We start from the raw sequence: 24,474 nt of genomic DNA, 5'->3' as shown, positions 1-24,474 counted from the left end.
GCGCCTCATATCGATCTGGGTCAAGGGGTTGTGCAGTCACGTTTTTTATTGATCATGGACAAGTTGCAGTTGATATTGGCGATATGTCCATATATGTAACTCATTTTGACGTGGAGATTCCAGAGGAGGGTATGTTCCTCTCCAAGATAAGTACGATTCATTGAGGGGATGGGATAGCATACGAATGAATTCGAGGTGGCCAGGTGCGGCCGCTCGGGACCGTCAGGGGAGGCAGAAAGCAGATGAGCGAGACGTCCGACACCGCGCCTGTTGTGGTGAAGGCAGAGAAGGCGCCGCGTGACTACCGACCGGGCTATGAACTGATCGCGGAGCGGATCCTGGATTTCATCGGTGAATCGAGCCTGGCTCCGGGCGACAGGCTGCCCACGGAGACCGATCTCGCCGGGCGGTTGGGGACCAGCAGAGCGGTGGTGAGGGAAGCCGTCAAGATCCTCTCGGCGCTGGGTCGCGTACGGGCGCACAAGGGGCGGGGCCTCTTCGTCGCCGACGACGAAGGCATGCTGACGGCGAGCCGCTGGGGCGGCTTCTTCCGGCCCACAGACCTCGATCACATCTTCATGCTGTTCGAGTTCCGCAGGGTGCAGGAGATGGCAGCCGCGACCCTGGCCGCCACGCGCGCCACCCCCGCCGATCTGCGGGCCATCGAAATGGCTGTGGAGACCTGTCGTCACGGGTTCGTCCACGGCCAGGTCGAGGTGTTCAACCAGGCGGACGAGGACTTCCACGCGGCCGTCGCGGGGGCGGCGCGCAACAGCTTCCTGGTGGGTGCCGTGCGCGACGCCCGCCGTCTGCAGCGGCAGTCCAGCAACTTCGGGCTGCACGACACGCTTGGTCCTCGCTCCGAGGCCGCCGTCGAGGAGCACGCTGCGATCTACGAGGCCATCCGGGACGGCCGACCCCAGGCGGCGGCCGACGCCACCGCTCTGCACCTCGACAGGACTCTCGACAACTACCGGCAGGAGATCCAGCGGAGGGTGTTCGGGTAAGCGGGGAAGGCGGCCGGGAGAGGGACCGGCGATCACGTGCTGAGGCGCCGGGGTATCACGATGACGCTGGGTGGGACACGATCCCACCGGCCCTGAGGCCGGGGCACGGCTGGGCGATCGTCACCACCAGGCGTGCCCTCGGCCGGAGGCGGGTCGTCCCGCGCTCCCTCTCACAGTCGGTGCCGCGCGGGTGTCGGCTCCGTGGGCTGTCCGTCGGACGCCCCATCAGCCATATCCATCTCCAGCAGGCACATGGCCAGCGCCTTGCCGTGCGCGTCCACGGCCAGAGAACGGGTCACCCCGCCGTCCAGCGCGTCCTCCAGGACGAACTTCAGCGCTCCCAGCCCAGCCACTTCGTAGCGCCGTACCGTGCCCCGGACCGTTCCTGCCAGGTGGGCGCGCACACGGTCGGCGGTGACCTGGTCCCGTAGCAACGGGAAGTCGGCCGGGCGGCGCGCGATCACCGTGATGTCCGCGCAGGTGCCCTTGTCGCCGGAGCGGGCGTGGGCGAGGTCGTACAGCTTCACCGGTCATGCCTCCAGCAGATGGACGTCGGTGCGCACCAGACGGCGCGGGAGCAGGACCGAGGCCACGGCGATGTTCTCCCGCGCTGTGCGTGTCGCCCCGGCCCCGCCGGCCGGGCCGTTGAGCCACAGCGCCGTCACCTCCCGCCCCACCCGGCGGGCATCGGCCGACGTGGCGGTACGCGCGGCGACCCGCGCACGGACCTCGGGTGCCGGGCGCTGGCCCGGTCCGCCGTCGGCGGGGCCGCGGTGGACGGCGTCGACGCCGATCAGGTCGAACCGTGTCTCCGCGTCCAGACCCAGCACGCGCAGACGTTCACGGACGATGTCCAGCGCGAGGCGCCCGCGGGCCTCGGCGTTCGCGCCGGCGTAGGAGATCTGGCCCTCACCGATGAACCCGTCGCGGTACGCCACCGACACCTTCAGCCGCTCGGGGCGTGGCCCACCGGTGATGCCCGACACGGCCACCCGGTCCTCGCCGACCCGCGCCGCGCGGGCCCCGGAGAAGTCGGCCACCGTGTCAGGGGTCACGTACGCGGCCGGGTCGTGCACCTCGTACAGCAGTTGCTCGGCGACGGTCGCCTCGGTGACCCGGCCGCCCGATCCGGACACCTTCGACACGCTGAAGCGGCCATCGGCGCCGACGTCCGCGAAGGGAAAACCGAGCCGCGCCAGTCCAGGCACCTCCTTCACCCCGGGATCGGCGAAGTAGCCGCCGGTGACCTGTCCCGCGCACTCCAGGAGGTGCCCCGCGGCCGTGCCGCGTGCCAGGGTCTCCCAGTCGTCCTCGGCCCAGCCGAACTCGTGCGCCAACGGCGCCAGGAACAACGACGGGTCGGCCACGCGTCCGCACACCACCACGTCCGCGCCCGTCTCCAGCGCCCTCACCACCGGGCCGATGCCGAGGTAGGCGTTGGCGGCGACGACCCGCCCGCCCAGGCCCGCGACCGTTCCCGAGGCGCCGGCCAGCGGCAGCTCCGACCCCCGGACGAGATCCAGTACGTCGTCCCCGGTCACCGCGGCGACCCGCAGCCCCTTCAGGCCCAGGCGGCGGGCGACGTCGAGAACCGCCCGGGCGGCGGCGAGGGGGTTGGCCGCGCCCATGTTGGTCACCACCCGCACCCCGCGTGCCGCGCACGGTGCGAGGACCGCTTCCATGCGCTCGACGAGCCACTCGCTGTACCCCGACCGCGGGTCGGACAGGCGTTCCAGCTGGGCCAGGGCCACCGTCCGCTCGGCCAGGCACTCGAACACCAGGTAGTCCAGTGCGCCACTCTCGACGAGCTCGACCGCCGGCTCCACCCGGTCGTCCGCGAATCCGGCGCCGCAGCCGATCCGCACCGTTCTCATCCGTGCCTCGCGGTCTGATCGGGTCTCACCGGACGGGGCCACGCCCGCCGTTGACAAGGGCCGAGGACGACAGCACGGACCTCGGACCGGTGGAGACATTCCATGTATAGGCCACAGATTAGGCGCGAAAATCGAATGATGCAAGGTTTTGGGGTCGTCGAAGGCTTGCGCGTCTGGCCGCCGAAGTCATCGAGCGCCACGGCGTCCGGACCGCACGGGTGTCACCGGGTACGGGTCGCTCGGGCTCCCGGCTCCCCTTCGCGGAGCTCACCGTTCCAGGGTGCGGCCTTGGTATTCGTCCCGCGCGGCGGTGATGGCGGCGTGGTGCGAGTCGGCCCACTCCACGAGGGCGACGACCGGCTGGAGGAACGAGCGACCCAGTTCCGTCAGGGTGTACTCCACGCGAGGGGGTACCTCCGGGAAGACCGTCCGCCGGACGAGTCCGTCCTGTTCGAGCCGGCGCAGGGTGCGCGCCAGCATCTGCTTCGAGACGTCGCCGATCTCCCGCGACAGGTCGCTGAAGCGTTTCGTCCCGTCCGCGAGTGTCGTGACGACGAGCAGGGTCCACTGGTCGCCGACCCGGTTCAGGATGTCGCGGACGACGCAGTGGGGGTCGGTTGCGGCCTTCCGCTTCTCCAGGAGTTCCGACGTGGTGAGTGACATGACAGAGCCTTCCGTTCCCTCCCAGGGTCACACGGCTGCGACCTGGTCTTCGCGAAGTTCCTTCTTGTGGGCCGTGTCGACGGGTCGTAGCGTCGGTGCCCCCGGGGACGCAGGATTCCGTCAGACACGACCACGAGGAAGTACTCATGAGCGAGGCCACAGGTTCCGCGGCCACGGCGGCACCGTCCCGGGACGCGGAGAACGCGGCCGTGGAGGACGTCGTCCGACACCACGTGCTCGCCCTGAACAGTGCCGACGAGGACGCCATCGCGGAAGACTGGGCGCCCTCCGGCACGCTGGTCGACGCGTTCCCGCCCTTCGTCTGGGACGGGGACGCACCGACCCGGAAGTGGTGGAAGGATCTCCAGGCCGCCATCGGGTCGGCGGGCCTGACCACGGTCGAGTTCGAACTCGGCGACTGGCAGCGGGTCTTCGTCGCCGGGGACCACGCGTACGCCGTCGCCCACGCGACCGCGCACGTATCAGGCCCGGAACTCGCCGTCGAGGCACGGGGGACCTGGACGTTCGTACTGGCACGCTCCGATGCGCGGTGGAAGATCGTGTCATGGAACTGGGGCGGGCCGCCGAACACGCCCGTCCGGCGCTGAACGTCCCGGGAGTGCGAGTCGTGGCCGGCGCTGGGGCGTTTCGGCGCCGGCCACGAGTGGTTCGGGTCCGCCCGGCACCGGGGTCGCGTCCCGCGAGGGTGGTGCCGGGCGATCATGTGCTTCGGCCTCGGGTCCCGGGCTCGCGACGATCTCCCCGTCGGCGCGGGACGCCACGCCCCCCGGCCAGGTGCCGGGAGTGGCCCGGTCGGCCGAAGTGCCCGGCATGACCAGCGAGTTTCGGTTCTCTGATCGCCTGCACCACCCGGCGGGGCGTCCTCGGCACCGGTCGGCGCGAGGCCTCCGCGAAGTGCCGGTCGGTCCGGTTCCGCGCGGTCCGTGACGGACCCGCGAAGGGCTCGCGCCGCAGTGCCGGGTGGGTCACGGACCGGCCGACGTCAGTGGTCCCGGAAGAACCGCCACATGATCTGGTTGGCGCTGATCTCCTGGGTGACCGTACCGAGCACGGGCGGCCACGGGACGGTCGCCCCCGGCCAGGTGTGGCCGCCGCCCTCGATGGCGTACAGAGTGACCTCCGAGCCCCCACGGCAACGGGTGTAGGCGGTGCGGGTCACGTGCTCCGAGATCCGGGTGTCCCGGGGGCCCCGGCGGCAGCCGTCGAGCGCGGCCCACCTGCTCTGGGCGGCGACGACGCCGTAGCCCCAGTACGCCGCGCCGCCACCCGGGAACGGGTTGATCCAGTCGGCGGTGCCGGCGAACGCCACGACCGGCACCGGCCGTTCGGGCGTACACGTCCCGGGATCGGGTACGAGGCCGCCGTCGGCCCCCGTCATCGGGGCGCCCGCCCGAAGGCCCGCCACCGGCGCGATCGCCGCCAGCCGGCCGGGATGGTCGCAGGCGTACTGGGACACCATCCGGGCACCGCCGGAGTAGCCGGTCGCGTAGACCCTGTCGTCGTCGGCACAGCCGCTGCGGACGAGCCGTGTGATCGTGTCGGTCAGGAACTGCTCGTCGTCCGGCCCGTCCCCCTCGGTGACGTGGGGGACGTTCCACTGGTACCCGGCGCCCAGGACCATGGCACCCTGAGGCGCGGCCACCAGGAAGCCCTCGTTCTCGGCGGTCTCCTCCAGCTGGCTGCCGTCCAGCTGGTTGGTCGCGGTGCCCTGGCTGCCGTGCAGATTGAGCACCAGCGGCAGGCGGCCGCGGGGTGTCGTGCGCTGCGGTGCGTACACCACGACGACCCTGTCCAGCCCGCCGGAACGGACGGTGAGGGTCGTGCGGCCCGGCTGGAGCGAGCAGCCGCGGTACGCCGTGGCGCCGTCCCCGGCGGCTGTCGCGGACGGTACCAGGGCCGCCGCGGTGACGAGCGCGGCTGTCGCGCAGGCGAACAGAGTGCGGAACAGAGGTCTGTGTCTGTACACGTGGGTCTCCCCTTGGACGCGGCTCGGGGCCCCGGGCGTGCACGGATCCGGGTGACCGGACAGCCGGGCGGGCGCGGTTGGCGCCCTCTGGCGGATGGCAACGTCCGCCAGCTGGGTCGGGGCTGGCCGAAACCATACCCCCCCAATACCGAACGTGACTAGGTTTTGTGGCGGGCTCCCGTGCCGTGCCGTTGCCGCGGAGTGTCCGACACTCCGCGGCAACGGCGGTCGTCCACCGTACGGCCGCGGGGTGGCGGCCGTGCCCGTCAGAACATGGTGTTGTCGTTCGCGGAGGTCGTCGGCACGCCCTGGATCACGTCCCAGTGCTCCACGACCTTGCCGTCGCGGATGCGGAAGATGTCCACGATGGCCAGGCCGGGGTCACCGGGCGAGGGGACGAAGTGGCTGTGGAACGCCACCAGATCGCCTTCCGCGATGATTCTCTTGGGCTTGACCTCGAGCTGCGGGGACTGCTGGTACAGGCCGGCCAGGCCGCTCCGGGCCCCTTCCGGGCCGTCGGCGATGCCGGGGTTGTGCTGGTGGTACTCAGGTGCCACGTAGGTGTCGATGGCGGACAGGTCCTTGCGGACGAGGAGCTGGTCGTAGTAGTCGACGGCCAGCTTCTTGTTGCGCTCGGTGAGCCGATGCTGTCCGGGGGCCGACGTCCGCGGCCGGCTGAGCGTGGAGAACATGTCGTTGCCGCTGACGGAGGTCGCCGGCACGTCCTGGAGCACGTCCCAGTGCTCGGCGATCCTCCCGCCCTGGAAGCGGAAGATGTCGACGACCGCGCTGCCCCGGGTACCCGGCGTCGCGACGAGGTTCGAGTGCACGAGAACCAGGTCGCCCTCCGCGATGACGCGCTTCACCGAGTACGTGGCCCGTGGGAACTGCTGGTGGAAGGAGCGGCCGACCGCCTTGAGGGCCGCCGCGCCGTCGCCGACCTGCGGATTGTGCTGGATGTAGTCCGCGCGTACGAACCGGTCGACGACGGCGGTGTCGCCCCGTTCGAACACGCCCTTGAGGACCTGGACGGCGACCGACTTCTGGTGGGCGTGCCGAGGGCTGTCGCCCTGGTGGTGCCGCTGGGTGACGGTCGTGGTGGTGGCCGACGCGGCGGGAACGATGCCGACGGCGGTGAGTGCCACCGCCGCGAGTGCGGCGGTGGCGGCCCTGCGGGCAGACGTGCGGGCAGACATGGACTCTCCTGAGTGGTTTCAAGATCGAAAAATACTTACCACGAGGTAGCGCTAACCACGGGTAAGCGCCAGTCTGCCTGCAGGTGATGTTGTAAGGCAAGTCATTTCGCTGACTATGCAGCTAAGTATCTCGCGGTTCTTGGGGAATTTGTCCAAATATTGAGGCACTATGCCCCATTTACTCCACCAAGGATTGGTGTCATGTCAGTCTTATGAGGGTGCTGCTGCGGGCCCTGCGGACTGGAACCGGTTCTCCGCCCTCGACGACGGTGTTGCTGGTGGTACCGAGACCTTCCACCGTCATGGTCACCCTGTCGCCGGGGACGAATGGGGGAGAGTCCACCTTGCCCCGCCGACCCCGGAACTCGGCGAGGCATGCGTTGCCGCAGGTGTCCGAGCCGAGCACGTCTCGAACGTCCCGGCCATGTTGGCGAGCCTGTCGCGACCGATGGTGACGCCGTTGACGTCGGCGCGGAGTCCCAGGTCCGGGCGTCCCTGGTCGTCGCGTTGGGCGTCGAGTTCGTCGGCGACGACGAGCCAGGGCCCGAGGGCGGTCGCGGCGTCCTCGCCCCGGAGACCTCGGCCCGCGGAGTGACGGTGCAAGACGCCGTGGCCGCCCCGCATTTCGCCGTACCGGAGACCGGAACGGAACGGCACACCGGCCGAGCGGTCCTTCTAGTCTCGCGCGGGTGGCCGACGTGACGAGGTGTCGCCTCACCGAGGCGCTGCCGTTCTCGACGACCTGTACGTCGACGCCTTGGGTGACTCACCGATCAGGAGGTCGTGCGGTGGCATGGATCAGAGCGTGCGCCATCGGGTGCGCGGAGAGCGCGGACCACTGCCGGGTCCGGACCGGCCCGGCCCGGGTTCCGGCCGGCGGTCGCCGGGCTCGGAACGACTCATGGACGGTCCCCGCATGACCTCGCTGCAGGACGCGCCCGCCGCCGTGCAGGGCTGGTTCGCCGCGGAGGACTCCGCCGACCAGGCGGCGGGACTGCGGACCGTGCTCGGACCCGACGTCGTGATGGACTTCGGCGGCCAGAAGATACGCGGCGTCGAAGCCGTCGTCGCCACGGTCACCTTCGCGATGCCGGCCGGCTGGCTCGGCGACGCAGAGTGGAGCCTGCTGCCCGTGGGCGCGCCGGGTCAGGTGACGGTCCGGGCCACCGGTCCCGGTGGAACCCGGTTGCAGGTGTTCGTGCCGGGAGCGCCGCCGCAGGCGATGGACGCGATGGACCTCATGTTCACCCTGGACGAGCACGGTCTGATCGTGGGCCTGGCCGGACAGGCCCACCACCCCGAACCACCCGGCCTGCCCCGGCCGTTGCGACCGGGGGACACCGGGCCCGACTTCGCTCTGCCGGACGTCGAAGGTGCCGAGGTCTCCCTGCGCCAGGAGGGGGCGAGGGCCACAGTCGTCGTCTTTGTCAGCAACCACTGCCCGTTCTCCCTGGCCTGGCACGACAGAGTGGAGCAGGTCGGCCGGGACTACACGGCACGCGGCGTGCGCCTCCTGCACATCAACTCCAACGACCCCGCGCAGGGCGTCAAGGACGGCCTCGACCACTGCCGCGAGCGGGTCGCCGCCGGGCACTTCACCGGTCCGTACCTGGTGGACGAGGGCCAGGTGGTGGCGCGCCGCTGGGGCGCCCGGCGCACCCCGGAGGTGTTCGTCCTGGACGAACACGGCACAGTCGCCTACCACGGCGCCCCCGACTGGGACGCGACCGACGACTCGACGAACGCGGGCTGGCTGCGTGGCGCGCTCGATCACGTCCTGGCCGGCACCGTCCCGGACCCCGCCGACACCGAGCCCGTCGGCTGCTCGATCAAGTGGACGAAACGATGAGGACCCCGCACGCACGGCGTGGCCCGGAGCGGCGGCTTGGCACGTCGTCCGGGCCACGTCACGACTTCTGGGAGGCATACACATGACGTATCCGGAAAAGGCGCCCGCCAGCGTTCAGGGCTGGTTCGCGGCCGAGGGGTCCGCCGACCCGGCGGCGGGGCTGCGGGCCGTGCTCGCGCCCGATGTCGTCTTCGACTTCGGCGGACGCCGGACTCAGGGCATCGACAACGTCGTCATGATCGTCGGACTCATGATGCCCGCCGGGTGGCTGGGCGATGTCGAGTGGAGTCTGCTGCCCGCCGTGGGGGACGACCGGGTGACGGTGCGTGGGGTCGGCTCCGGCGGCGCCCCGCTGCCCAGCCCCGGCGGGCCGATGGGCGCCATCGACTTCACGTTCACGCTGGGTGCCGACGGCCTGATCACCGAGATCGCCCCACAGCCGCACCACCCGGAACCCGACGACCTGGTCCAGCCGTTGCGGCCGGGGGACATCGCGCCCGACTTCGCTCTGCCGGACGTCGATGGTGCCGAGGTCTCTCTGCGCCAGGAGGGGGTGAGGGCCACGGTCGTGGTGTTCACCTGCAACCATTGCCCGTTCTCCCTGGGATGGCACAACCGGGTTCAACAGGCCGCGGGTGACTACGCGGCACGCGGCGTGCGCTTCCTCCACATCAATCCCAACGACCCCGCCGTGAACCCCAAGGACGGAGTCGAGCACTCCCGGAAGCGGGTCGCCGACGGGGAGTTCCCCGGGCCCTACCTCGTCGACGAGGACCAGGCGGTGGCACGTCGCTGGGGCGCCCGTCACACCCCGGAGGTGTTCGTTCTCGACGAGCTCGGCACGGTGGTGTACCACGGCGCCCCTGACGCGGATGTCGGCGACGAATCGCTGAACGCGGGCTGGCTGCGCGGGGCGCTCGACCATGTCCTGGCCGGCACTGTCCCGGACCCCGCCGACACCGACCCCGTCGGCTGTTCGATCAAGTGGACGCGGTGATGACGACCCCACGGGTGGAACTGCTGTGGTGGTCCGGCTGTCCCTCTCACGGGTCGGCCAGGACCATGGTCGCGGAGGCGATGACGGAACTGGGACTGAACCCCGCCGACATCGAGACCGTGCAGGTCGTCACCGACGAGGACGCGGTCCGGGAACGCTTCACCGGTTCCCCCACCGTCCGCGTCGACGGCACGGACATCGAGCCACCGGAGGCGGACACGCCGGCGGCGCTGACCTGCCGCGTGTACTTCCGCCAGGACGGAAGGCCGAGCCCCCTGCCGGACCCCGCCCGGGTCCGTCACGCGCTGGAGCGGGCACTCGACCGCACCCACCCCGCCTGAGCCCGTCCCGCCGGAGAAGGTCCGGATGACGGCCACGCGATGCGCCGACGGCGAACGCCGGTACCGGCACCGTCGGCCATCGCCCGCCGCGACGCGCGGACGGGGACGAAGGTCCCGTTCGCGCGCGAAGCAGGAGTCTCGTCCGCATGGCGTCCGATCCGCATGCGGTTCTCCCGACCGCGTCCGTGGACCCGTGAATCGCCCGGGCCATGTGGCACCTGTCGGCTGTCCCGGACGTCCGGGATGTCTCGGCCAGGGAGGAGTCGGCACAAGATGATGCCGTCGTTCCGGCGCAGCCATGCCCAGTGGTTGTGCGAGGTGGACGGCCTTTCGTCGTGTTCTCTGTGGAATGCGGGCGACCCGATGGCGCTTAGGACTTCGCATGCGTCAGCCGTTTCCGCCGACGCTTCCGGAGCGGGTCGGCACGACGTGAAAAGGCGTCCGCGATCCGGCCGGACTCGTTATGGAAAACCCGTCGACCGGTGCGTGTATCAGGCACGCGAACAGGGGCGTTCCGTTCGCCGGGACGAATTTCGGCCACCCGCCGAATCGAGGGCAATACTCCAGCCGAGCCGTAGCGTTCGATCCCGAGGAGGCCCCCGTGGGCAGTCGTATCACCAAGTCCTTCATGGCCGTCCTGGCCGCCGGCCTGGCGGCCACTTCTCTCACCGCCTGCTCTTCCGATTCGAGTTCCGCCACAACCTCCACGGAAACAAACGGACCCGCCACAGCAGGCCAGAAGGAGGCGGCCGAGTATCTGGCGAAGTACAGCGCCAACCCGACATCCGTCGGTGATCTGAAAACCCTTCCCGAGAGACCCCCGACGGGGAAGTCCATCATCAATCTGCAGGCGTCGACGGCCATCGCGCAAAGGGCCGCCGCGGCTCAGAAGGCGGCAGCGAGACTCCTCGGCTGGTCCTTCGACTCGATCGCCACGGGACCGACGCCGGCCTCGGCCGCGGCGGCGTTCGACGCCGCGATAGCGCGGCATCCCGACGCCATCCTCTTCGCCGGATTTCCCGCGGCCGTGTTCGCCAAGCAGATCGCCGAGGCGAAGGCCGCCGGCATCGACGTGGTCAGCACCGCCACCGGCGACGGGAAGACCGACGGCGTCCTGGGCAGCGTTCTGGGCGCGCCACAGATGAAGTTGTACGGCAAGTTGCTCGCCGCGTACTTCGTGACCGAGTCCGGCGGGAAGGGCAAGGCGGGTGTCTTCAGCATCCAGGCCTTTCCGATCCTGGCGCCGTTCGTCACCGCGTTCCAGTCCTGGGTCAAGGAGTGGTGCCCGGGGTGCGAGACGTCCGTCGTCAATCAGCAGGTCACCGACCAGGGGACGAAGACACCGGCCAACGTCGTGGGATTCCTCCAGCGCAACCCCGACGTCAAGTGGCTCATGTTCGGGACGGGCGACCTCGCCCAGGGCGTGCCGGCCGCCCTCGCCACAGCGGGCCTGAAGGACATCCACATCGCCGGTACGTCACCCGGCCCGGCCGACCTCGTGAACGTCAAGGCGGGCACCGAGTCGGCCTGGGTCGGCAACATGGTCGACATCGCGAACTGGCGGCTGCTCGACGTGCTCGCGAGGAACTACGTCAAGACCGACACGGAGGCCGCCGCGGCCGCCCTGCTGCCCCTGCAGGTGATCACCTCGGCCAACGTCGAAGAGGTCGCCGACGACGCGAGCGGCTACTACATCGGGGTGGCCGGCTACCAGGACCAGTTCAAGAAGCTGTGGCGGGTCAGTTGACCACCGGCAAGGAACCGACCACGGCCACGGACACTCCGGTGGGGCGTGATGTGCCCGCCCTGGTCGTGCGGGAGACGAGCAAGACCTTCGGCGGGAACACCGTCCTGGACCGTGTCGGCCTGTCCGTCGCCCGTTCGGAGGTGCACGCCCTGGTGGGGGAGAACGGATCGGGCAAGTCCACACTGGTCAAGATCCTCGCCGGTTATCACGAGCCCGACCCGGGATCGAGTATCGCGGTCGACGGTGAGCCCCTGTCACAGCACCACCCCGACGCGAGCGACCGCGCCGGGCTGCGCTTCGTCCACCAGGACCTCGGCCTGGTCGGCGGTCTGACCACGGTCGAGAACCTCGGACTCGGGCGAGGCTACGGCGCCGGCCGCGGGATGCCGGTGCGCTGGCGCGCCCGCCGACGTGAGGCGGAGGAGCTGCTGGCCTCGCTGAGCCGGTACTTCGACGTGAACCGGCCGGTCCAGCAGCTGGCCGCCAGTGAGCGTTCGGCGGTGGCGGTGGCCCGAGCGGTCGCGCCCCACCGGACTCCGGCCCGGGTGCTCGTCCTGGACGAGCCGACCGCGAACCTGCCCGGCCCCGAGGTCGCCCAGCTGTTCGACCTGGTCCGCCGGGTGCGGGCGCGAGGGATCGGAGTGGTGCTCATCTCGCACCATCTTTCCGAGGTCTTCGAACTCGCCGACCGGGTCAGCGTGCTGAGGGGGGGACGCGTCGTCGCCACCATGCCCGTCGCCGCCACCGACGAGAACGAACTGATCGAACTGATGGTCGGACGGAAGGTGGATCGACTGGCCGGGCGGCCCCCGGCGGGTACCGCCCCCGTCAAGCTCGCCGCCCGAGCGGTGCGCGGCCGGTCCGTGCACGGCGTCGACCTCGACGTACGGGCCGGCGAGGTGCTCGGTGTCGCGGGCATCACCGGTTCCGGCCGGGAGGAACTGGCCCCGCTGCTGTTCGGGGCGCTCCAACGCAAGGGCACGGTGACCCTTGAGGGCACATCCCTGCCGCCCGGCCGTCCCGACAGGTCGATCGCCGCCGGGATGGCCCTGGTGCCCGCGGACCGCGCGGCCAACGCGGTGCTGCACGGGCACGACGTCGCCGAGAACATCGCGATCTCCCGGCCCCGCGACTTCGTGCGGCGCCTGATGTACCGGCGCCGGCTGGAGACCGAGGAGACGGCCGCCTGGGTCGGGCGGCTCGACATCCGGACCCCGCGTCCGCGCAGTCCGCTCAGCCAGCTGTCCGGCGGCAACAGCCAGAAGGTCGTGCTCGCCCGGCTGCTGCGGCTGCGTCCGTCCGTCCTGCTGCTCGACGAACCGACACAGGGCGTCGACATCGGAGCCCGGGAGGAGATCCACCGGCACGTCGAGGAGGCGGCGGCCGAAGGGGCCGCCGTGCTGGTCTGCTCGACCGACAACGAAGAACTGGCACGGCTGTGCACACGGGTGGTCGTCCTCTCCCGCGGCCGACTGAGCGCGGAGTTCGCCGCGCCGGTCGACGCGGACGCACTCGCCGCCGCATGCCTCATCGAGAGCGAAGGAGACCGGGGATGAGTTCTGCCGAAGACCTGCGCGAGCCGGACACCCGGTCGATCCTCGACGTACCGCCTGAACGGTCCACGGTCCGTACCGCGTTGGTGCACCGCGCCGGGCTCGACCGGCTCAGCGGGGTGTACGCCCTGGCCGCACTCGTCGTCCTCTACGGACTCTGGGTGCCGGACACCTTCCTGACCACCACCACGCTGCGCACCGTCAGCGCGAACCAGTCCGTCACCGCGATCGCCGCGATGGCCCTGGTTCTTCCGGTCGCGGCCGGGCTGTTCGACCTGTCCGTCGCGGCCACCCTCGGAGTCGGCGCCGTGCTGACCGTTCAGCTCCAGGCCGACGGCAGGAGCCTGGGCGTCACGCTCCTCGTCGTGGTGCTGACCGGGCTGGGCGTCGGCCTGCTCAACAGCCTGCTCGTGGTCGGCGTCGGCATCGACTCGTTCATCGCCACGCTCGGCACCAGCAGCCTCCTGTCGGCGTTCGCCTACTGGATCACGGGGGGCAACCAGGTGATCCTGCCCCCGGACAGCAACCTCACCAGCTTCGGGCAGGGATCCCTGTGGGGGGTACCCACACCGGTCTGGTACGTCGCCGCGGTCGGCCTGATCCTGTTCTACGTCACCGAACTCACCACGGCCGGGCGCTACGCGTACGCGGTCGGCGGCAACAAGGAGGCCGCACGGCTCATCGGAGTCCGGGTCGGCCGGGTGTCGGTGTGCGCGCTCCTCGCCTCCAGCCTCATGGCGACCGTGGCCGGAGTCGTCCTGGCCGCGGAACTCGGCGCCACCGACCCCAACGTCGGGCCGCCGTACCTCCTGCCGGCGTTCTCCGCGGTGCTGCTCGGCGCCACCCAGGTGAAGACCAACGGCCGGGTGAACGTCCTGGGCACCCTGCTCGCCGTCGCACTGCTGGGCACGGGGATCTACGGACTCCAACTGGCCGGTGCCCCGACCTACGTGTCCGACCTCTTCAACGGAGCCGCCCTCATCATCGCCGTGTCCCTCGCGTTGGTCGCCCATCGCCGCACCAGGAGGTAGTACGCCGCCCGACGAACCGGCGCCGCCTGAGACGACGGAAGCCGTACGTCCCAGGCGGCGCCGGTCCCGTGTCGATCGTCGCCGGAGTGGACCGTCCCGGCCCCCGTGCCCGGTGCCGCACAGCGCTCACCGGGCACGGGGGCTCCGCGGTCCAGGAAACCGACCGCGAACACACTGCGCGAAGGGAGACGCCACGCGGACTGCCGTGGTCCGGAGCGTCCGGCGGCCGGACCCCCGCCACGCGTTCGGCACGACAACTCCCCGCACGAGCGCCGAGGACGGGGTGCGCTCGTGCCGCGCGTCCGGAGGCGGGCGGGCGGGTGGTGCCGTCGCCTCAGGACGCGCCGCCGTGCGCGCGGATGGCCTGACCAGTGACCCATCGGCCCGCGTCGGAGGTGAGGAAGGCGACGACGTCGGCGATGTCCTCGGGCTCGGCGATCCGGCCCAGCGGGCTCAGCGCGGCAAGCCGGTCCACCGCCCCGGCGGGCAGGTGTTCGAGCAGCCCGTCGGTCCGGGTGGCGCCGGGAAGGACGCTGTTGGCCGTGATCCGGCGGGGCCCGAGTTCCTGGGCGACAGTGCGGACCATGCGGTCGGTGGCCGCCTTGCCGGCGCCGTAGATTCCGCCGTTCGGTATGTGGTCGACGGAACTTCCGCTGGAGATGACGACGATCCTGCCGCCGTCGCGCAGTTGGTTCGCCGCCTCGCGGAGCGCGACGAAGGCGGCTCGTGCGCTCCGGACGAAGGCGATCTCGAAATCCTCGTCCGTGGCGTCGGCGATCGTGGTGAAACGCGGTGAGCCCGCGTTGTGAACCAGGATGTCCACTCCGCCGAAGTGCTGCTCCGCCGCGGCGAACAGTGCGCGGATCTGTTCGGGAACGGCGACGTCGGCCTGGACGGCCACGGCCCGTCCCCCCGCGGCCTCGATCTCGGCGACGACCTTGTCCGCGGCCTCACGCCGGCTGCGGCAGTTGACGATCACATCGATCCCGTCGGCCGCCAGCCGCACGGCGATCGCTCTGCCGATGCCCCGGGAGCTTCCGGTCACGATGGCGGCCTTCCGTTCGGTCATGCGCTGGCTCCTCGGACGTTGCGGTGTGCTGCGGCGACTGGGCGTGCGGTCCATCGCGGTGACCGGCTGCCCGCCCACCGGGTCCTGCTGATCACCTCATCGCAGTCTCACACCCCGCACGCGCACCTGCGTACGAGCGTCCCGACGAACGGAACGACCCGTTGCGTCATGGGCGTTGAGGCGCATCGGCGGACCGGCACCGGATTTGGCCCCCGAGCCGGGCCCGGTGTTCCGGCGGCCGGAACAAGAACCTCAAGGGGTTCGCAGTTTGCTGGAACATATGAGGGCCATCCGCCAGTGAGCCCGGTTCCGGGACGTGTCCGTTGCGTGTACGCGGCCATCGCGGAACCGACGACGGCGACAAGGGCCACCGCGGACGCGCTCGCTCCTTTCCGTCCACCGTCCCGACCGAGGAGATCGAAGATGACGTACCTCGACCTCGACCACGACCGTTGCGAAGGCCACGGGCTGTGCGAGCAGGTGGCTCCCGAGGTCTACCGGCTCGATGACGAGGGCGCGCTGGAGCTGTTGGTCACCGAGGTGCCGCCGGAGCTGCTCGCCAAGGCCGAGGCGGGCGCACGCACCTGTCCGGTCGCCGCCCTGCGCGTGCACGGCTGACGACCGCGGACACGGCGGCCGAACCGCCCCTTCGCACCTCCGCCTTCCCCTTCTCCTCCGCCCCATTTCCGTGGTTCGCGCGCCTGCCCCTCGACTCACCCCACCTCATGGAGAGCCGCCATGACGACTTCCGCACCCACCGGATCCACCACCCCCTCCGCCCCCTTCGACCCGCTGAACCCCCAGCACCAGCAGGAGGCGGCCGAACGTCTCGCCGAGGCCCGTCGCAGCTGCCCGGTGTCGCATCCCCGGGCCGGAATCAGCGTCGTCGCGGCGGAGAAGGACGTACGCGAAGCGCTCAACTGCCCGGCGTACTTCTCCAACCACGGCAACTTCACCCTGGACGACTCGGTTGCCCCACCCTCCGCGGCGATCACCCGCATGGACCCGCCGGACCACACCGCGCTGCGGGCCCGGCTGCGCAAGTGGTTCGCCCCCGTCAAACTGCGCAAGCAGGAACCGCGGATCCGGGAGATCACGGAACGGATCGCCGACGGCCTGCCCGACAGCGGAACCGTGGACCTGTACGCCCTGTTCTTCAACCGGATCCCGGCACAGGTCGTCTTCGCGCTGCTGGGCCTTCCGGAGGATTCGTGGTACGAGGTCCAGGGCTGGACGGACCGGGTCTCCGCGGAACTGGTGCCGAACGGATTCCGGGGCCCCGACTTCGAGGCCCTCTTCCGGTTCCTGACCAGCGAGGTGGAACGCCGTCGGGCGGCCGGCCCGACCGGGAACGACGTCATCGACGGACTCGTCCACGCCGAACCGGGCGAGCAGGACTTCACCGCGCGCGAGGCGGCCGGCCACATGCTGCAACTCGTCTTCGCGGGCACCGACACCACCCGGAGCCTGGCGACCAACCTCACCTACGAACTGCTGCGTGAGCCCGGCCGCTGGGAGCGCGTGCGCCAGGACCGGGCACTGCTGCCCATGGCGATGGAGGAGTCGCTCCGCCACGATCCCCCGCTCCGGTTCGTCATCCGCACCGCGAAGGACGGCGCGGAACTCTCCGGAAACCCCATCCCGAGCGGCAGCAAGGTCCTGCTCAGCCTTCAGTCGGCCGGAGCCGACGAAAACGTATGGGGACCGGAGGCGCAGGAGTTCAGCCTCGACCGGGAGACCCTCCCCGCGCACCTGTCCCTCGGCTACGGCATCCACACCTGCCTGGGCGCCCCGCTGGCCCGGCTGGAGGTGCGGATCATGCTGGAAACACTGCTCGACCGCTACCCCGGCATGAGGCTGACCGACGACTACGTCTGGGAGAAGACCCCGGGCGACATCCTGCACCGCCCCCTCCGGCTGGACGTCGTCATGCGCTGACCGGAACCGGTGTCGGGTCCGTCGCCCGAAGGAACCGCTCCGGATCTGTGGAGACGCCATCGGATCCGGAGCGGCTCTCGCCGGAACCGGCCGGCGGGACCAGGGCCGGGCCTGTTGGAGGAACGGAACGGATCACCCGCCCGGCGGTGAGCCGGTGGCGCGGTCCATGATCGACGCCAGGATGAGCCGGTGCAGGTGGCGGCTGATGCCCGTCACGACATCCAGCCCCGCGTCGCCGCCCGTGGTCACCAGACCGGTGGTGAACACGATGTTGAGCGTCGCGAGTTCTCTCGCGCACTCGGCTGAGTCGCGGACACCGCAGTTCCCGGCGACTGCCTCGATGAAGTCCAGGACCCGCGTGAAGCCACACTGCACGCTGGCATCGACAATCGTCCGCACCTCTTCGTTCTCGGCCTGGTGCAACTGAAGCGAGGCGAACAGCCGGAACAACGCGAGCCGTTTCGCGATGAGGTCGCCCGCGATCGCGTAGTGCTCGGCGAGGCGCTCGACAGGGGAGCCCTCCAGGTCGTCGAACGTGGGCAACGCGTCGAAGAACGAACCCATGCCGCGCTTGAGCACCGCTCTGAGCACGCCCGCCTTGCTGCCGAAGTGGTGGTAGACCGAGCCGACCGGCAGACCGGACTCCGCGCACACCTGATGGATACTCACATTCGCGTACCCGTGGGTGCCGAACAGGTGCTCCGCGGCGTCCAGGATCTGGTCCCGTGAGCTGTCCATCCCGCCTACTCGATGGCTGTCAGCAGGTCGGTGGAGACCGCCGCCGTCGATCTGGAGATCGCGACGGCAGCCTGGCGCAGCGCGGTGACGAGCACCTGACCGCTGCCCGCGGACGCCGGGAAGGCCACCGAGACCGCGGCGACGGCACGATCACCCCTCATCACGGGTACGGCCATGCATGCCAGACCGTCGGCGGCCTCCTCGCGGTCGGCTGCGTAACCGCGCGCTCTGATCGTCTCCATCTGGCTGCGGATCTGGTCCGAGGAGGCCAGCGACTTCGCGGTCCTGCGCTGCAACGGCCCGGCGAGCGCGGTCGCGGCGACACTGTCGCCGGAGAAGGCCAGAAGTACCTTGCCCACCGCTGTGCAGTGGGCCGGGAGCCGATCACCGACGGTCGCCGGTGTGGGGAGGCTCTTGCGGCTTGGCAGTTTCTCCAGGTACACGACGTCGGAGCCGCGAAGTACCGCCAGGTGCAGGGTCTGGCCCGTATAGCGGTGGAGTTCTTCCAGGTGCATCAGTGCCGTCTCACGCAACGCCGCCTCGGGCGGCAGCGCTCCGAGAGTGAACATGCGCAAACCGATGCGGTATCCGCCCTCGTGGGGCTCGACTGCGCCGATGTCCGAGAGCATGGCGAGCACACGGTGCACGGTCGACTTGGGCAGACCGCTCTGACGTGCGATCTGGGCGAGGGTGAGAACGCGTTCCTTGTGGTTGAACGCGCTCAGAACGTCAAAGGCCTTCCACAGCACGGACGGTGCGATGGCTCCGGAAGGGATCCGGCTGCCCGCTGGGGACTGGTCCATCATGGGGTCTGACCTCCGCGTTGAGGCTAGAACCATCGTTCTAGAGGATGTTATGGCCCCATTTCCGGCTTGCGCAATGAGCAGTGCCGTTCCGATGTCCGGAACCATTCACGGCCCCTGCCCAAGCGTCACCGCAGCCTCGTACGGCGCATGTCGAGACCGTGCGACCAACCGCGTGGAGTCACCGATGATCGGATCCCGGCTGGAGCCTGGTTCGGCGTCAGACCGGTGCTCTTGCTCGCCGACCTCTAGTAACCGGGGAAGACCCGGCGAAGCAGGTCGAGGTCGGCGGCGCCCGTGGCGGTCACGTCGGCCGGGGTGTGCCGGTCGGTCAGCCTGCCCGCTACCAGCCGCAGCCAGGCCTCGGCGGGGAGCCTGAGCGTGCCCTCGGACTGCTCGGGCAGATCGAACTCCACGCTGATGGGCGCCTGCAGCCGCAGTGCGAACACGGAGTCGGGGTCGGAGGTGGTGACGTGGACGACCGCGGTGCGGCCTTCCAGAGCGTCGGCCCTGCCCACCCAGGCGAGCATGTCGGGCTTGGCGTGCAGCAGGGCCGCGGCGGCGTCCGGGGCGAGCGTGGCGTGCTCGTCGAAGGCGACCGTGACATCCCACGAGTGCAGGGCGAACTCACTCAGCCGCAGCCGCGCCGAGGTCGCCACGTCGACCGGTTCGGGCAGGAAGCCCATGTCGATGCGGAGCTTGTCGCGCGTGGCGGTGTCCAGGGATTCGTACAGCGCCACCAGGGCTTCGTCGGCCTTGAGGAAGCCGTCGGCGCGTTCCCGACGGCTCATGGCGTTCCACCTGTCCCAGATGTCCTGGTTGAGATCGGGCCCGGGGTACTCGGTGGCGTCGACGGCGGCGCGCAGACGGGCGCCGAAGATCTCGGCGCCGCTGCCCAGGTGACTGAGCACTTGGGAGACGTCCCACTCGGCCGCGCCCGAGGGACGGGCCAGGTCGTCGTCGCCGAACCGCGACACCGACTCGGCCAGGGAGTTGTGTCCGGTGCGTAGTACGGCGATGACCGCGTCGGCGTTGCTCATGGTTACTCCCGTGGATGCTCGGTCGGTCGGACAGGGCTGACAGGGTCGGGGGGCGGGGCCGGCACTGCCGCGGGCTCCGCCCACCGGATCAGAACATGGTGTTGCTGTTCTGAGAAGTGGCGGGCACGTCCTGGAAGTCGTCCCAGTGTTCGATGATCTTTCCGTCGCGAACCCGGAAGACCTCCGCCACGGCCTGGCCGAGCGCCCCCGGCGTGTCGATGAGGTGCGCGTGCACTGCCACCAGGTCCCCCTCGGCGACGACCCGCTTCAGGTCGAACGTGAGGTTGGGGAACTGCTTGAAGTGTTCGGCGTAGACGGCCTTGGTGGCCTTCGCGCCGTCCGGCAGGTTCGGGTTGTGCTGGATGACACGGGGAGCCAGCAGGTCGTCCAGGACGGACAGGTCCTGGCGTGCCAGCCGGTTGACGTACTCCAGGACGACCCGCTTGCTGTGGGCTGTGAGCCGCTCCGGTCCCGGCTGGTCGGTGCGTGGGGCGCTGAGCGTGGCGAACATGTCGTGGCCGTTGACCGACGGGATCGAGGGCACGTCCTGGATGACGTCCCAGTGTTCGGCGATCCTCCCGTGCTCGAAGCGCACGATGTCGATGACGTTCCGGCCGGGGGTGCCGGGTACGAAGACCTGGTGGGTGTGCATGACCACGAGATCGCCCTCGGCCAGTACCCGGACGATGTCGAACGTTTCCTCGGGGAACTGCTGGTGCACGGCGGCGGCGATGGCCTTGAGGACCTCGGGGCCGTCCGCGGCAAGCGGGTTGTGCTGGATGTAGGTGGGGCTGACGAACCTGTCCACCAGTGAGGTGTCGCCGTCCTGCCACAGTGCTTTCTGCAGACGTACCGAGACTCGCTTCTGGTACTCCAGGTGGGCGCGGTCCCCCTGTCCCCTACGGGAACGCGGGAAGGTGTCGGGCCGCGCGGAGGCGGGCAGGGCGCCGACGCCCGTGAAAGCAGCTGCCGCGAGGGCGGTGGTGACGGCTCTGCGGCGGGTGATCGGGGTTCTGGGCAAGGGTGCGCCTTCCTGAGGTGTCATGGGTGGGAGCCGTGCGCCGTCAGTGGGTGTGCTCGGCGCACAGGCAGCCGACGCCCTTCTCGATCCACTCCTGGCCGATCCACTCGGGATGCCGTTCGAGCATCAGCGCGGTGACCTCCTCGACGATCGTCTCCTCGCTCACCGCCGAGTCCCGGCGCCGCCAGGTCTCGTCGCGCAGCAGCCGGAGGTAGTCCCGGACGTCGGCGAGCAACTGGGGGCCGCCGACGGCGCCGTGCCCGGGTACGACTACCTCGGGCTGTGCGGCGAGGAGCTTCTCCATCACCGTGATCCAGCGGGTGCCGGACACATCGGTGTCGTAAGGGGGGAACCAGGGGAAGATCGAGAACTGGCCGGCCTCGACCAGGTCGCCGGTGAACATGACCCCCGTGTCAGGGACCGTGATCACCTGGTCGCCGAGGGTGTGGGCCCGGCCGGTGGCGCGCAGATGCACCACGCGGCTGCCGAGGTCGAGGACGTGGTTGCCGTCGTAGACGAGGTCGGGGGCGACCAGTTCGACGCCCTCCAACTGCTCGGAGATCGGCCCGCCGAACCCGCGGAACATGTCCAGGTAGCCGGCCCCCTTCGTGGACAGGTCCTTGGCCTGTGCCCGGTTCACCAGATACTCCGCCTCCCCGGCGAAGGCCTGGGCGCCGAAGGCGTGCTCGGGGTGGAAGTGAGTGGTCGTCAGGAAGAGCTTGCGGCCACGGGCGTACTCGGTCGCGAACCGGAGCAGGGCCTCGCCGTTGCGCGGACCCATGCCGGTCTCGACGACCAGCACGGAGTGCGTCCCCCCGATGACGCCCATGTTGGCGGCCAGCTCGCCCGGCAGCTGAGGGATCACCAACAGGTCCCGCGCGAGTTCCCGCGGCCTTATGACGTGCAGAGCGGGCTCGGGCGCCGGGTGTTCGGCCATGAAACGGCTCCTTCGTCGTTCTTGGCTGCTGGGCGGGGACATCGCCGGGCCATGGCCCGGCGAATTGTCCGTGCTCCACCTCACCGCGCCCTGACCGAGCTGTCCAACACCCATTGCGCAACCCCCATGCCTTGCCGGTATCGTTGCTGGTGATGGACCTACGCTCTCTGCGCTACTTCGTCGCCGTCGCTGAGGAACGGCACTTCGGGCGAGCCGCGCTGCGTCTGCACATGACCCAGCCGCCGCTGAGCCGGGCGATCAAGCAGCTGGAGTCGGACCTCGGTGCGGTCCTGCTGCACCGCTCCGCCACGGGGGTCTCCCTCACCGCCGCGGGCAGCGTTCTCTACGACGAGGCGCGGACCCTGCTGGACCAGGCCGAGCACGTACGCGCCCGGGTCACCGCGGCGTCCGGCACCGCCACCCTCACCATCGGCACCCTCGCCGGCAGCGCGGACGAGGCCGGCTCCGGCCTCGTCGAGGCGTTCAGGAAGCTGCACCCCGATGTCGACGTGCGGGTCCGCGAGGCGGACCTCACCGACCCTGCGACGGGGCTGCACGGCGGCCTGGTCGACGTGGCCCTCACCCGGTGGCCGTTCGACGACACCGGAATCAGAGTCCATGTGCTGCGCTCCGACGCCGTCGGCGCGGTACTGCGCACCGACGACCCGCTGGCAGGGCGGGACAGCCTGGGCATCGCCGACCTCGCAGACCGCCGCTGGTTCCGGCTTCCCGACGACAGTGACCCCGTCTGGCGCGCGTACTGGAGCGCGGCCAGCGGAGAACTGCGGGAGGGACCTGTGGTGCGCACGGTCCACGAGTGCGTCCAGGCGGTCCTGTGGAACGGCACGGTCGGGCTGATGCCGCTCGGGCACGCACTGCCCGCCGGACTCGTCTGCGTTCCTGTCACCGACATGCCCGAGAGCCGTCTGGTCGTGGCGTGGAGCAGTGCGAACGGCGATCCGCTGATCCGTTCGTTCACCGACATCGCCGCCAGGTTCTACGGCTCGGCGACGGCCGCCGACTGAGGCCGGACACGGAAGCACCCCCTCACCGTGCGCACACGGGAGGGGGCGGGCCGGAGTCCGGGCGTGTGTCGACCTCTACGGGGTGACGGCCACCGCGTCAGCTGTCTCTGTCTCTGTCTCGGCGCGAGTGTTGGACAGGGGCTTCTCCGGCAGCAGGAAGGCCAGCACCACACCTACGGCGAACAGTGGCACCAGATACCCGAAGACCGGGGTCAGCGCGTGCTGATAGGAGCTGACCACGGCGTCCTGGACCTTGTCGGGCAGCGAGTGCACCAGGGCCGGTGTGAGGGAGTTGGTGTCACCGGTGGCCTTGAGAGCTCCGCCGGGCAGGCGGTCGGCCAGCTGGTCGGCGAGCCGGTGCGTGAAGATGGCGCCGACGGCCGCCGTGCCCAGCGTGGCCCCGATCTCGCGGAAGAAGTTGTTCGCGGAGGTGGCGGTTCCGACGTCCCTGGCCGGGAAGGCGTTCTGCACGGCCAGAACGAGGTTCTGCATCAGCAGACCGCAGCCGGCGCCGAGCAGGAACACGTACACCAGGATCAGGGCTATCGGGGTGTCGATGTCGAGGGTGAGGGACATCAGCAGGGCGGTGACGCCGATCAGGACGGCGCCGATGATCGGGTAGACCTTGTAGCGCCCCGTCTTGCTGATCAGCTGTCCGGACGGGACGGCCGTCGCCATGATGCCCACGACCATGGGAAGCAGCAGCAGTCCGGACTCGGTCGCGCTCACCCCGTACACCATCTGCAGATAGGTCGGCAGGTAACCGATCACCGCGAACATACCGATGCCCACCATGATCATGCTGATCAGCGTGGCGATGTTGAAGATCGGGCTGCGGAACAGCCACAGCGGGATGATCGGCTCCGCCGAGCGGCGCTGCGAGAGGAAGAACAGCGTCCAGACGGCGACCGTACCCGCGCCCAGAGCGAGGATCACCGGGTCCGTCCAGGAGTAGTCCGTGCCTCCCCAGTCCGCGACGAGCACGGTGCCGGTGACGGCGGCGGCCATCAGGGCGATGCCCGCGTAGTCGATGGTGACCTTGCCCGAGCGGCGCGGCAGACGCAGCGTGTAGGCGCACACTCCGAGGGCGACGGCGCCGATCGGGAGGTTGATCCAGAAGCACCAGCGCCAGTCCGCGTGGTCGGTGAAGAAGCCGCCGAGCAGTGGTCCGACCACCGCGGACAGACCGAAGACGGCCCCGATGGGAGCCATGTACTTGGCGCGCTGCCGGGGCGGCACGAGGTCGGCGATGATCGCCTGGGAGGTGATCATCAGACCACCTCCGCCCAGGCCCTGGACCGCCCGTCCGATGATCAGCGTGGTCATGTTGGGCGCGGCACCGGCGATCGCGGAGCCCGCCATGAAGATGCCGATGCCACTGAGGAAGAGGGCCTTCCGGCCGACCAGGTCGCCGAAGCGGCCGTAAACGGGCATGCCGATCGTGGCGGCGAGGATGTACGCGGTCGTCACCCACGCCATGTGGCTGACGCCCTGCAACTCGCCGACGATCGTCGGCAGCGCGGTGGCCACGATCGTCTGGTCGAGGGAGGACAGGAGCATCGCGGTCATCAGGCCGGCGAAAATCAGGGCGAAGTGCGGAGGCAGGGCGGAGGAGTCGTTCTCCTCCGCCTCCTCGGCAGGGATGATGTCGGTCACGG

Annotated in this window: 23 protein-coding genes and 1 pseudogene; 11 read left to right on the top strand and 13 right to left on the bottom strand. The window is 70.1% G+C overall.

The window, feature by feature from the left end:
• Positions 1 to 242: 242 nt before the first annotated feature.
• Entirely contained in the window at positions 243 to 1,007 is a 765-nt protein-coding gene (locus PYR72_RS04390; protein ID WP_275453981.1) for an FCD domain-containing protein, read from the top strand.
• Positions 1,008 to 1,177: 170 nt separating this feature from the next.
• On the opposite strand, the gene PYR72_RS04385 is transcribed toward PYR72_RS04390, so the two are convergent.
• From PYR72_RS04385 to PYR72_RS04375, 3 genes are all read right to left on the bottom strand, one after another.
• The gene (locus tag PYR72_RS04385) at positions 1,178 to 1,534 is read right to left on the bottom strand and encodes a hypothetical protein (RefSeq protein ID WP_275453980.1); all 357 of its coding nucleotides are present in this window, start codon (positions 1,532 to 1,534) and stop codon (positions 1,178 to 1,180) included.
• A gap of 3 nt (positions 1,535 to 1,537) precedes the next feature.
• Positions 1,538 to 2,881 (bottom strand): acyclic terpene utilization AtuA family protein, encoded by a 1,344-nt coding sequence (locus tag PYR72_RS04380; protein WP_275453979.1) that lies wholly within the window; start codon positions 2,879 to 2,881, stop codon positions 1,538 to 1,540.
• A 267-nt stretch (positions 2,882 to 3,148) separates the two neighbouring features.
• Complete coding sequence (locus tag PYR72_RS04375; protein ID WP_275453978.1) at positions 3,149 to 3,544, bottom strand: helix-turn-helix domain-containing protein; 396 nt, start codon at positions 3,542 to 3,544, stop codon at positions 3,149 to 3,151.
• Between the two features lie 146 nt (positions 3,545 to 3,690).
• Here PYR72_RS04375 and PYR72_RS04370 point away from each other — a divergent pair, with 146 nt between their 5' ends.
• Positions 3,691 to 4,152, top strand: a complete 462-nt coding sequence (locus PYR72_RS04370) for a nuclear transport factor 2 family protein (RefSeq protein ID WP_275453977.1) — start codon at positions 3,691 to 3,693, stop codon at positions 4,150 to 4,152.
• A gap of 395 nt (positions 4,153 to 4,547) precedes the next feature.
• On the opposite strand, the gene PYR72_RS04365 is transcribed toward PYR72_RS04370, so the two are convergent.
• The 3 genes and pseudogenes from PYR72_RS04365 to PYR72_RS04355 form a co-directional block, all read right to left on the bottom strand.
• A complete protein-coding gene (locus PYR72_RS04365) occupies positions 4,548 to 5,531 on the bottom strand; it encodes a PHB depolymerase family esterase (protein WP_275453976.1) in 984 nt (327 codons plus the stop codon).
• A 266-nt stretch (positions 5,532 to 5,797) separates the two neighbouring features.
• The gene (locus tag PYR72_RS04360) at positions 5,798 to 6,727 is read right to left on the bottom strand and encodes a nuclear transport factor 2 family protein (RefSeq protein ID WP_275453975.1); all 930 of its coding nucleotides are present in this window, start codon (positions 6,725 to 6,727) and stop codon (positions 5,798 to 5,800) included.
• 199 nt (positions 6,728 to 6,926) lie between these two features.
• Positions 6,927 to 7,300: pseudogene (locus PYR72_RS04355) on the bottom strand (hydroxylase); the annotation flags it as partial.
• Between the two features lie 343 nt (positions 7,301 to 7,643).
• Here PYR72_RS04355 and PYR72_RS04350 point away from each other — a divergent pair.
• The 6 genes from PYR72_RS04350 (at position 7,644) to PYR72_RS04325 (ending at position 14,245) form a co-directional block, all read left to right on the top strand.
• On the top strand, positions 7,644 to 8,576 hold the full coding sequence (locus tag PYR72_RS04350; RefSeq protein WP_275453974.1) for a redoxin family protein: 933 nt from the start codon (positions 7,644 to 7,646) through the stop codon (positions 8,574 to 8,576).
• Positions 8,577 to 8,658: 82 nt separating this feature from the next.
• On the top strand, positions 8,659 to 9,573 hold the full coding sequence (locus PYR72_RS04345; RefSeq protein ID WP_275453973.1) for a redoxin domain-containing protein: 915 nt from the start codon (positions 8,659 to 8,661) through the stop codon (positions 9,571 to 9,573).
• Complete coding sequence (locus PYR72_RS04340; protein WP_275453972.1) at positions 9,573 to 9,914, top strand: hypothetical protein; 342 nt, start codon at positions 9,573 to 9,575, stop codon at positions 9,912 to 9,914. The genes PYR72_RS04345 and PYR72_RS04340 overlap by 1 nt, the downstream gene beginning before the upstream one ends.
• 601 nt (positions 9,915 to 10,515) lie before the next feature.
• The gene (locus tag PYR72_RS04335; RefSeq protein ID WP_275453971.1) at positions 10,516 to 11,661 is read left to right on the top strand and encodes a substrate-binding domain-containing protein; all 1,146 of its coding nucleotides are present in this window, start codon (positions 10,516 to 10,518) and stop codon (positions 11,659 to 11,661) included.
• The gene (locus PYR72_RS04330) at positions 11,646 to 13,217 is read left to right on the top strand and encodes a sugar ABC transporter ATP-binding protein (RefSeq protein ID WP_275453970.1); all 1,572 of its coding nucleotides are present in this window, start codon (positions 11,646 to 11,648) and stop codon (positions 13,215 to 13,217) included. Before PYR72_RS04335 ends, PYR72_RS04330 begins: the two co-directional genes overlap by 16 nt.
• Positions 13,214 to 14,245 (top strand): ABC transporter permease, encoded by a 1,032-nt coding sequence (locus tag PYR72_RS04325; protein WP_275453969.1) that lies wholly within the window; start codon positions 13,214 to 13,216, stop codon positions 14,243 to 14,245. Before PYR72_RS04330 ends, PYR72_RS04325 begins: the two co-directional genes overlap by 4 nt.
• Positions 14,246 to 14,579: 334 nt before the next feature.
• Here PYR72_RS04325 and PYR72_RS04320 read toward each other — a convergent pair whose 3' ends face one another.
• The gene (locus PYR72_RS04320) at positions 14,580 to 15,314 is read right to left on the bottom strand and encodes an SDR family oxidoreductase (protein ID WP_275453968.1); all 735 of its coding nucleotides are present in this window, start codon (positions 15,312 to 15,314) and stop codon (positions 14,580 to 14,582) included.
• Between the two features lie 423 nt (positions 15,315 to 15,737).
• On the opposite strand from PYR72_RS04320, the gene PYR72_RS04315 reads away from it, so the two are divergent.
• Both PYR72_RS04315 and PYR72_RS04310 read left to right on the top strand, forming a co-directional pair.
• Positions 15,738 to 15,932 (top strand): ferredoxin, encoded by a 195-nt coding sequence (locus tag PYR72_RS04315; RefSeq protein WP_275453967.1) that lies wholly within the window; start codon positions 15,738 to 15,740, stop codon positions 15,930 to 15,932.
• 120 nt (positions 15,933 to 16,052) lie between these two features.
• Positions 16,053 to 17,252 (top strand): cytochrome P450, encoded by a 1,200-nt coding sequence (locus PYR72_RS04310; RefSeq protein ID WP_275453966.1) that lies wholly within the window; start codon positions 16,053 to 16,055, stop codon positions 17,250 to 17,252.
• Positions 17,253 to 17,384: 132 nt separating this feature from the next.
• Here the strand turns inward: PYR72_RS04310 and PYR72_RS04305 are convergent, their stop codons facing one another.
• The 5 genes from PYR72_RS04305 to PYR72_RS04285 all read right to left on the bottom strand — a co-directional run bounded on the left by PYR72_RS04305 (position 17,385) and on the right by PYR72_RS04285 (position 21,791).
• Positions 17,385 to 17,990, bottom strand: coding sequence for a TetR/AcrR family transcriptional regulator (locus tag PYR72_RS04305; RefSeq protein ID WP_275453965.1), 606 nt, complete (start codon positions 17,988 to 17,990; stop codon positions 17,385 to 17,387).
• A gap of 5 nt (positions 17,991 to 17,995) precedes the next feature.
• A complete protein-coding gene (locus PYR72_RS04300; RefSeq protein WP_275453964.1) occupies positions 17,996 to 18,796 on the bottom strand; it encodes an IclR family transcriptional regulator in 801 nt (266 codons plus the stop codon).
• A gap of 245 nt (positions 18,797 to 19,041) precedes the next feature.
• Complete coding sequence (locus PYR72_RS04295) at positions 19,042 to 19,833, bottom strand: maleylpyruvate isomerase family mycothiol-dependent enzyme (RefSeq protein WP_275453963.1); 792 nt, start codon at positions 19,831 to 19,833, stop codon at positions 19,042 to 19,044.
• A gap of 88 nt (positions 19,834 to 19,921) precedes the next feature.
• Positions 19,922 to 20,854, bottom strand: coding sequence for a nuclear transport factor 2 family protein (locus tag PYR72_RS04290; RefSeq protein ID WP_275453962.1), 933 nt, complete (start codon positions 20,852 to 20,854; stop codon positions 19,922 to 19,924).
• A 43-nt stretch (positions 20,855 to 20,897) separates the two neighbouring features.
• Positions 20,898 to 21,791 carry an MBL fold metallo-hydrolase gene (locus PYR72_RS04285; RefSeq protein WP_275453961.1) on the bottom strand — a complete coding sequence of 298 codons (894 nt, stop codon included), beginning with the start codon at positions 21,789 to 21,791 and terminating at the stop codon, positions 20,898 to 20,900.
• 152 nt (positions 21,792 to 21,943) lie between these two features.
• Between PYR72_RS04285 and PYR72_RS04280 the strand changes: the two genes are divergently transcribed.
• On the top strand, positions 21,944 to 22,816 hold the full coding sequence (locus tag PYR72_RS04280; protein ID WP_275453960.1) for a LysR substrate-binding domain-containing protein: 873 nt from the start codon (positions 21,944 to 21,946) through the stop codon (positions 22,814 to 22,816).
• A 75-nt stretch (positions 22,817 to 22,891) separates the two neighbouring features.
• Here the strand turns inward: PYR72_RS04280 and PYR72_RS04275 are convergent, their stop codons facing one another.
• Complete coding sequence (locus PYR72_RS04275; protein ID WP_275453959.1) at positions 22,892 to 24,472, bottom strand: MDR family MFS transporter; 1,581 nt, start codon at positions 24,470 to 24,472, stop codon at positions 22,892 to 22,894.
• Positions 24,473 to 24,474 lie beyond the last annotated feature (2 nt).

The sequence above is a fragment of the Streptomyces sp. VNUA24 genome (assembly GCF_029167005.1).
GTDB lineage: Bacteria > Actinomycetota > Actinomycetes > Streptomycetales > Streptomycetaceae > Streptomyces > Streptomyces scabiei.
This window is presented reverse-complemented; position numbering and strand designations above follow the sequence as displayed.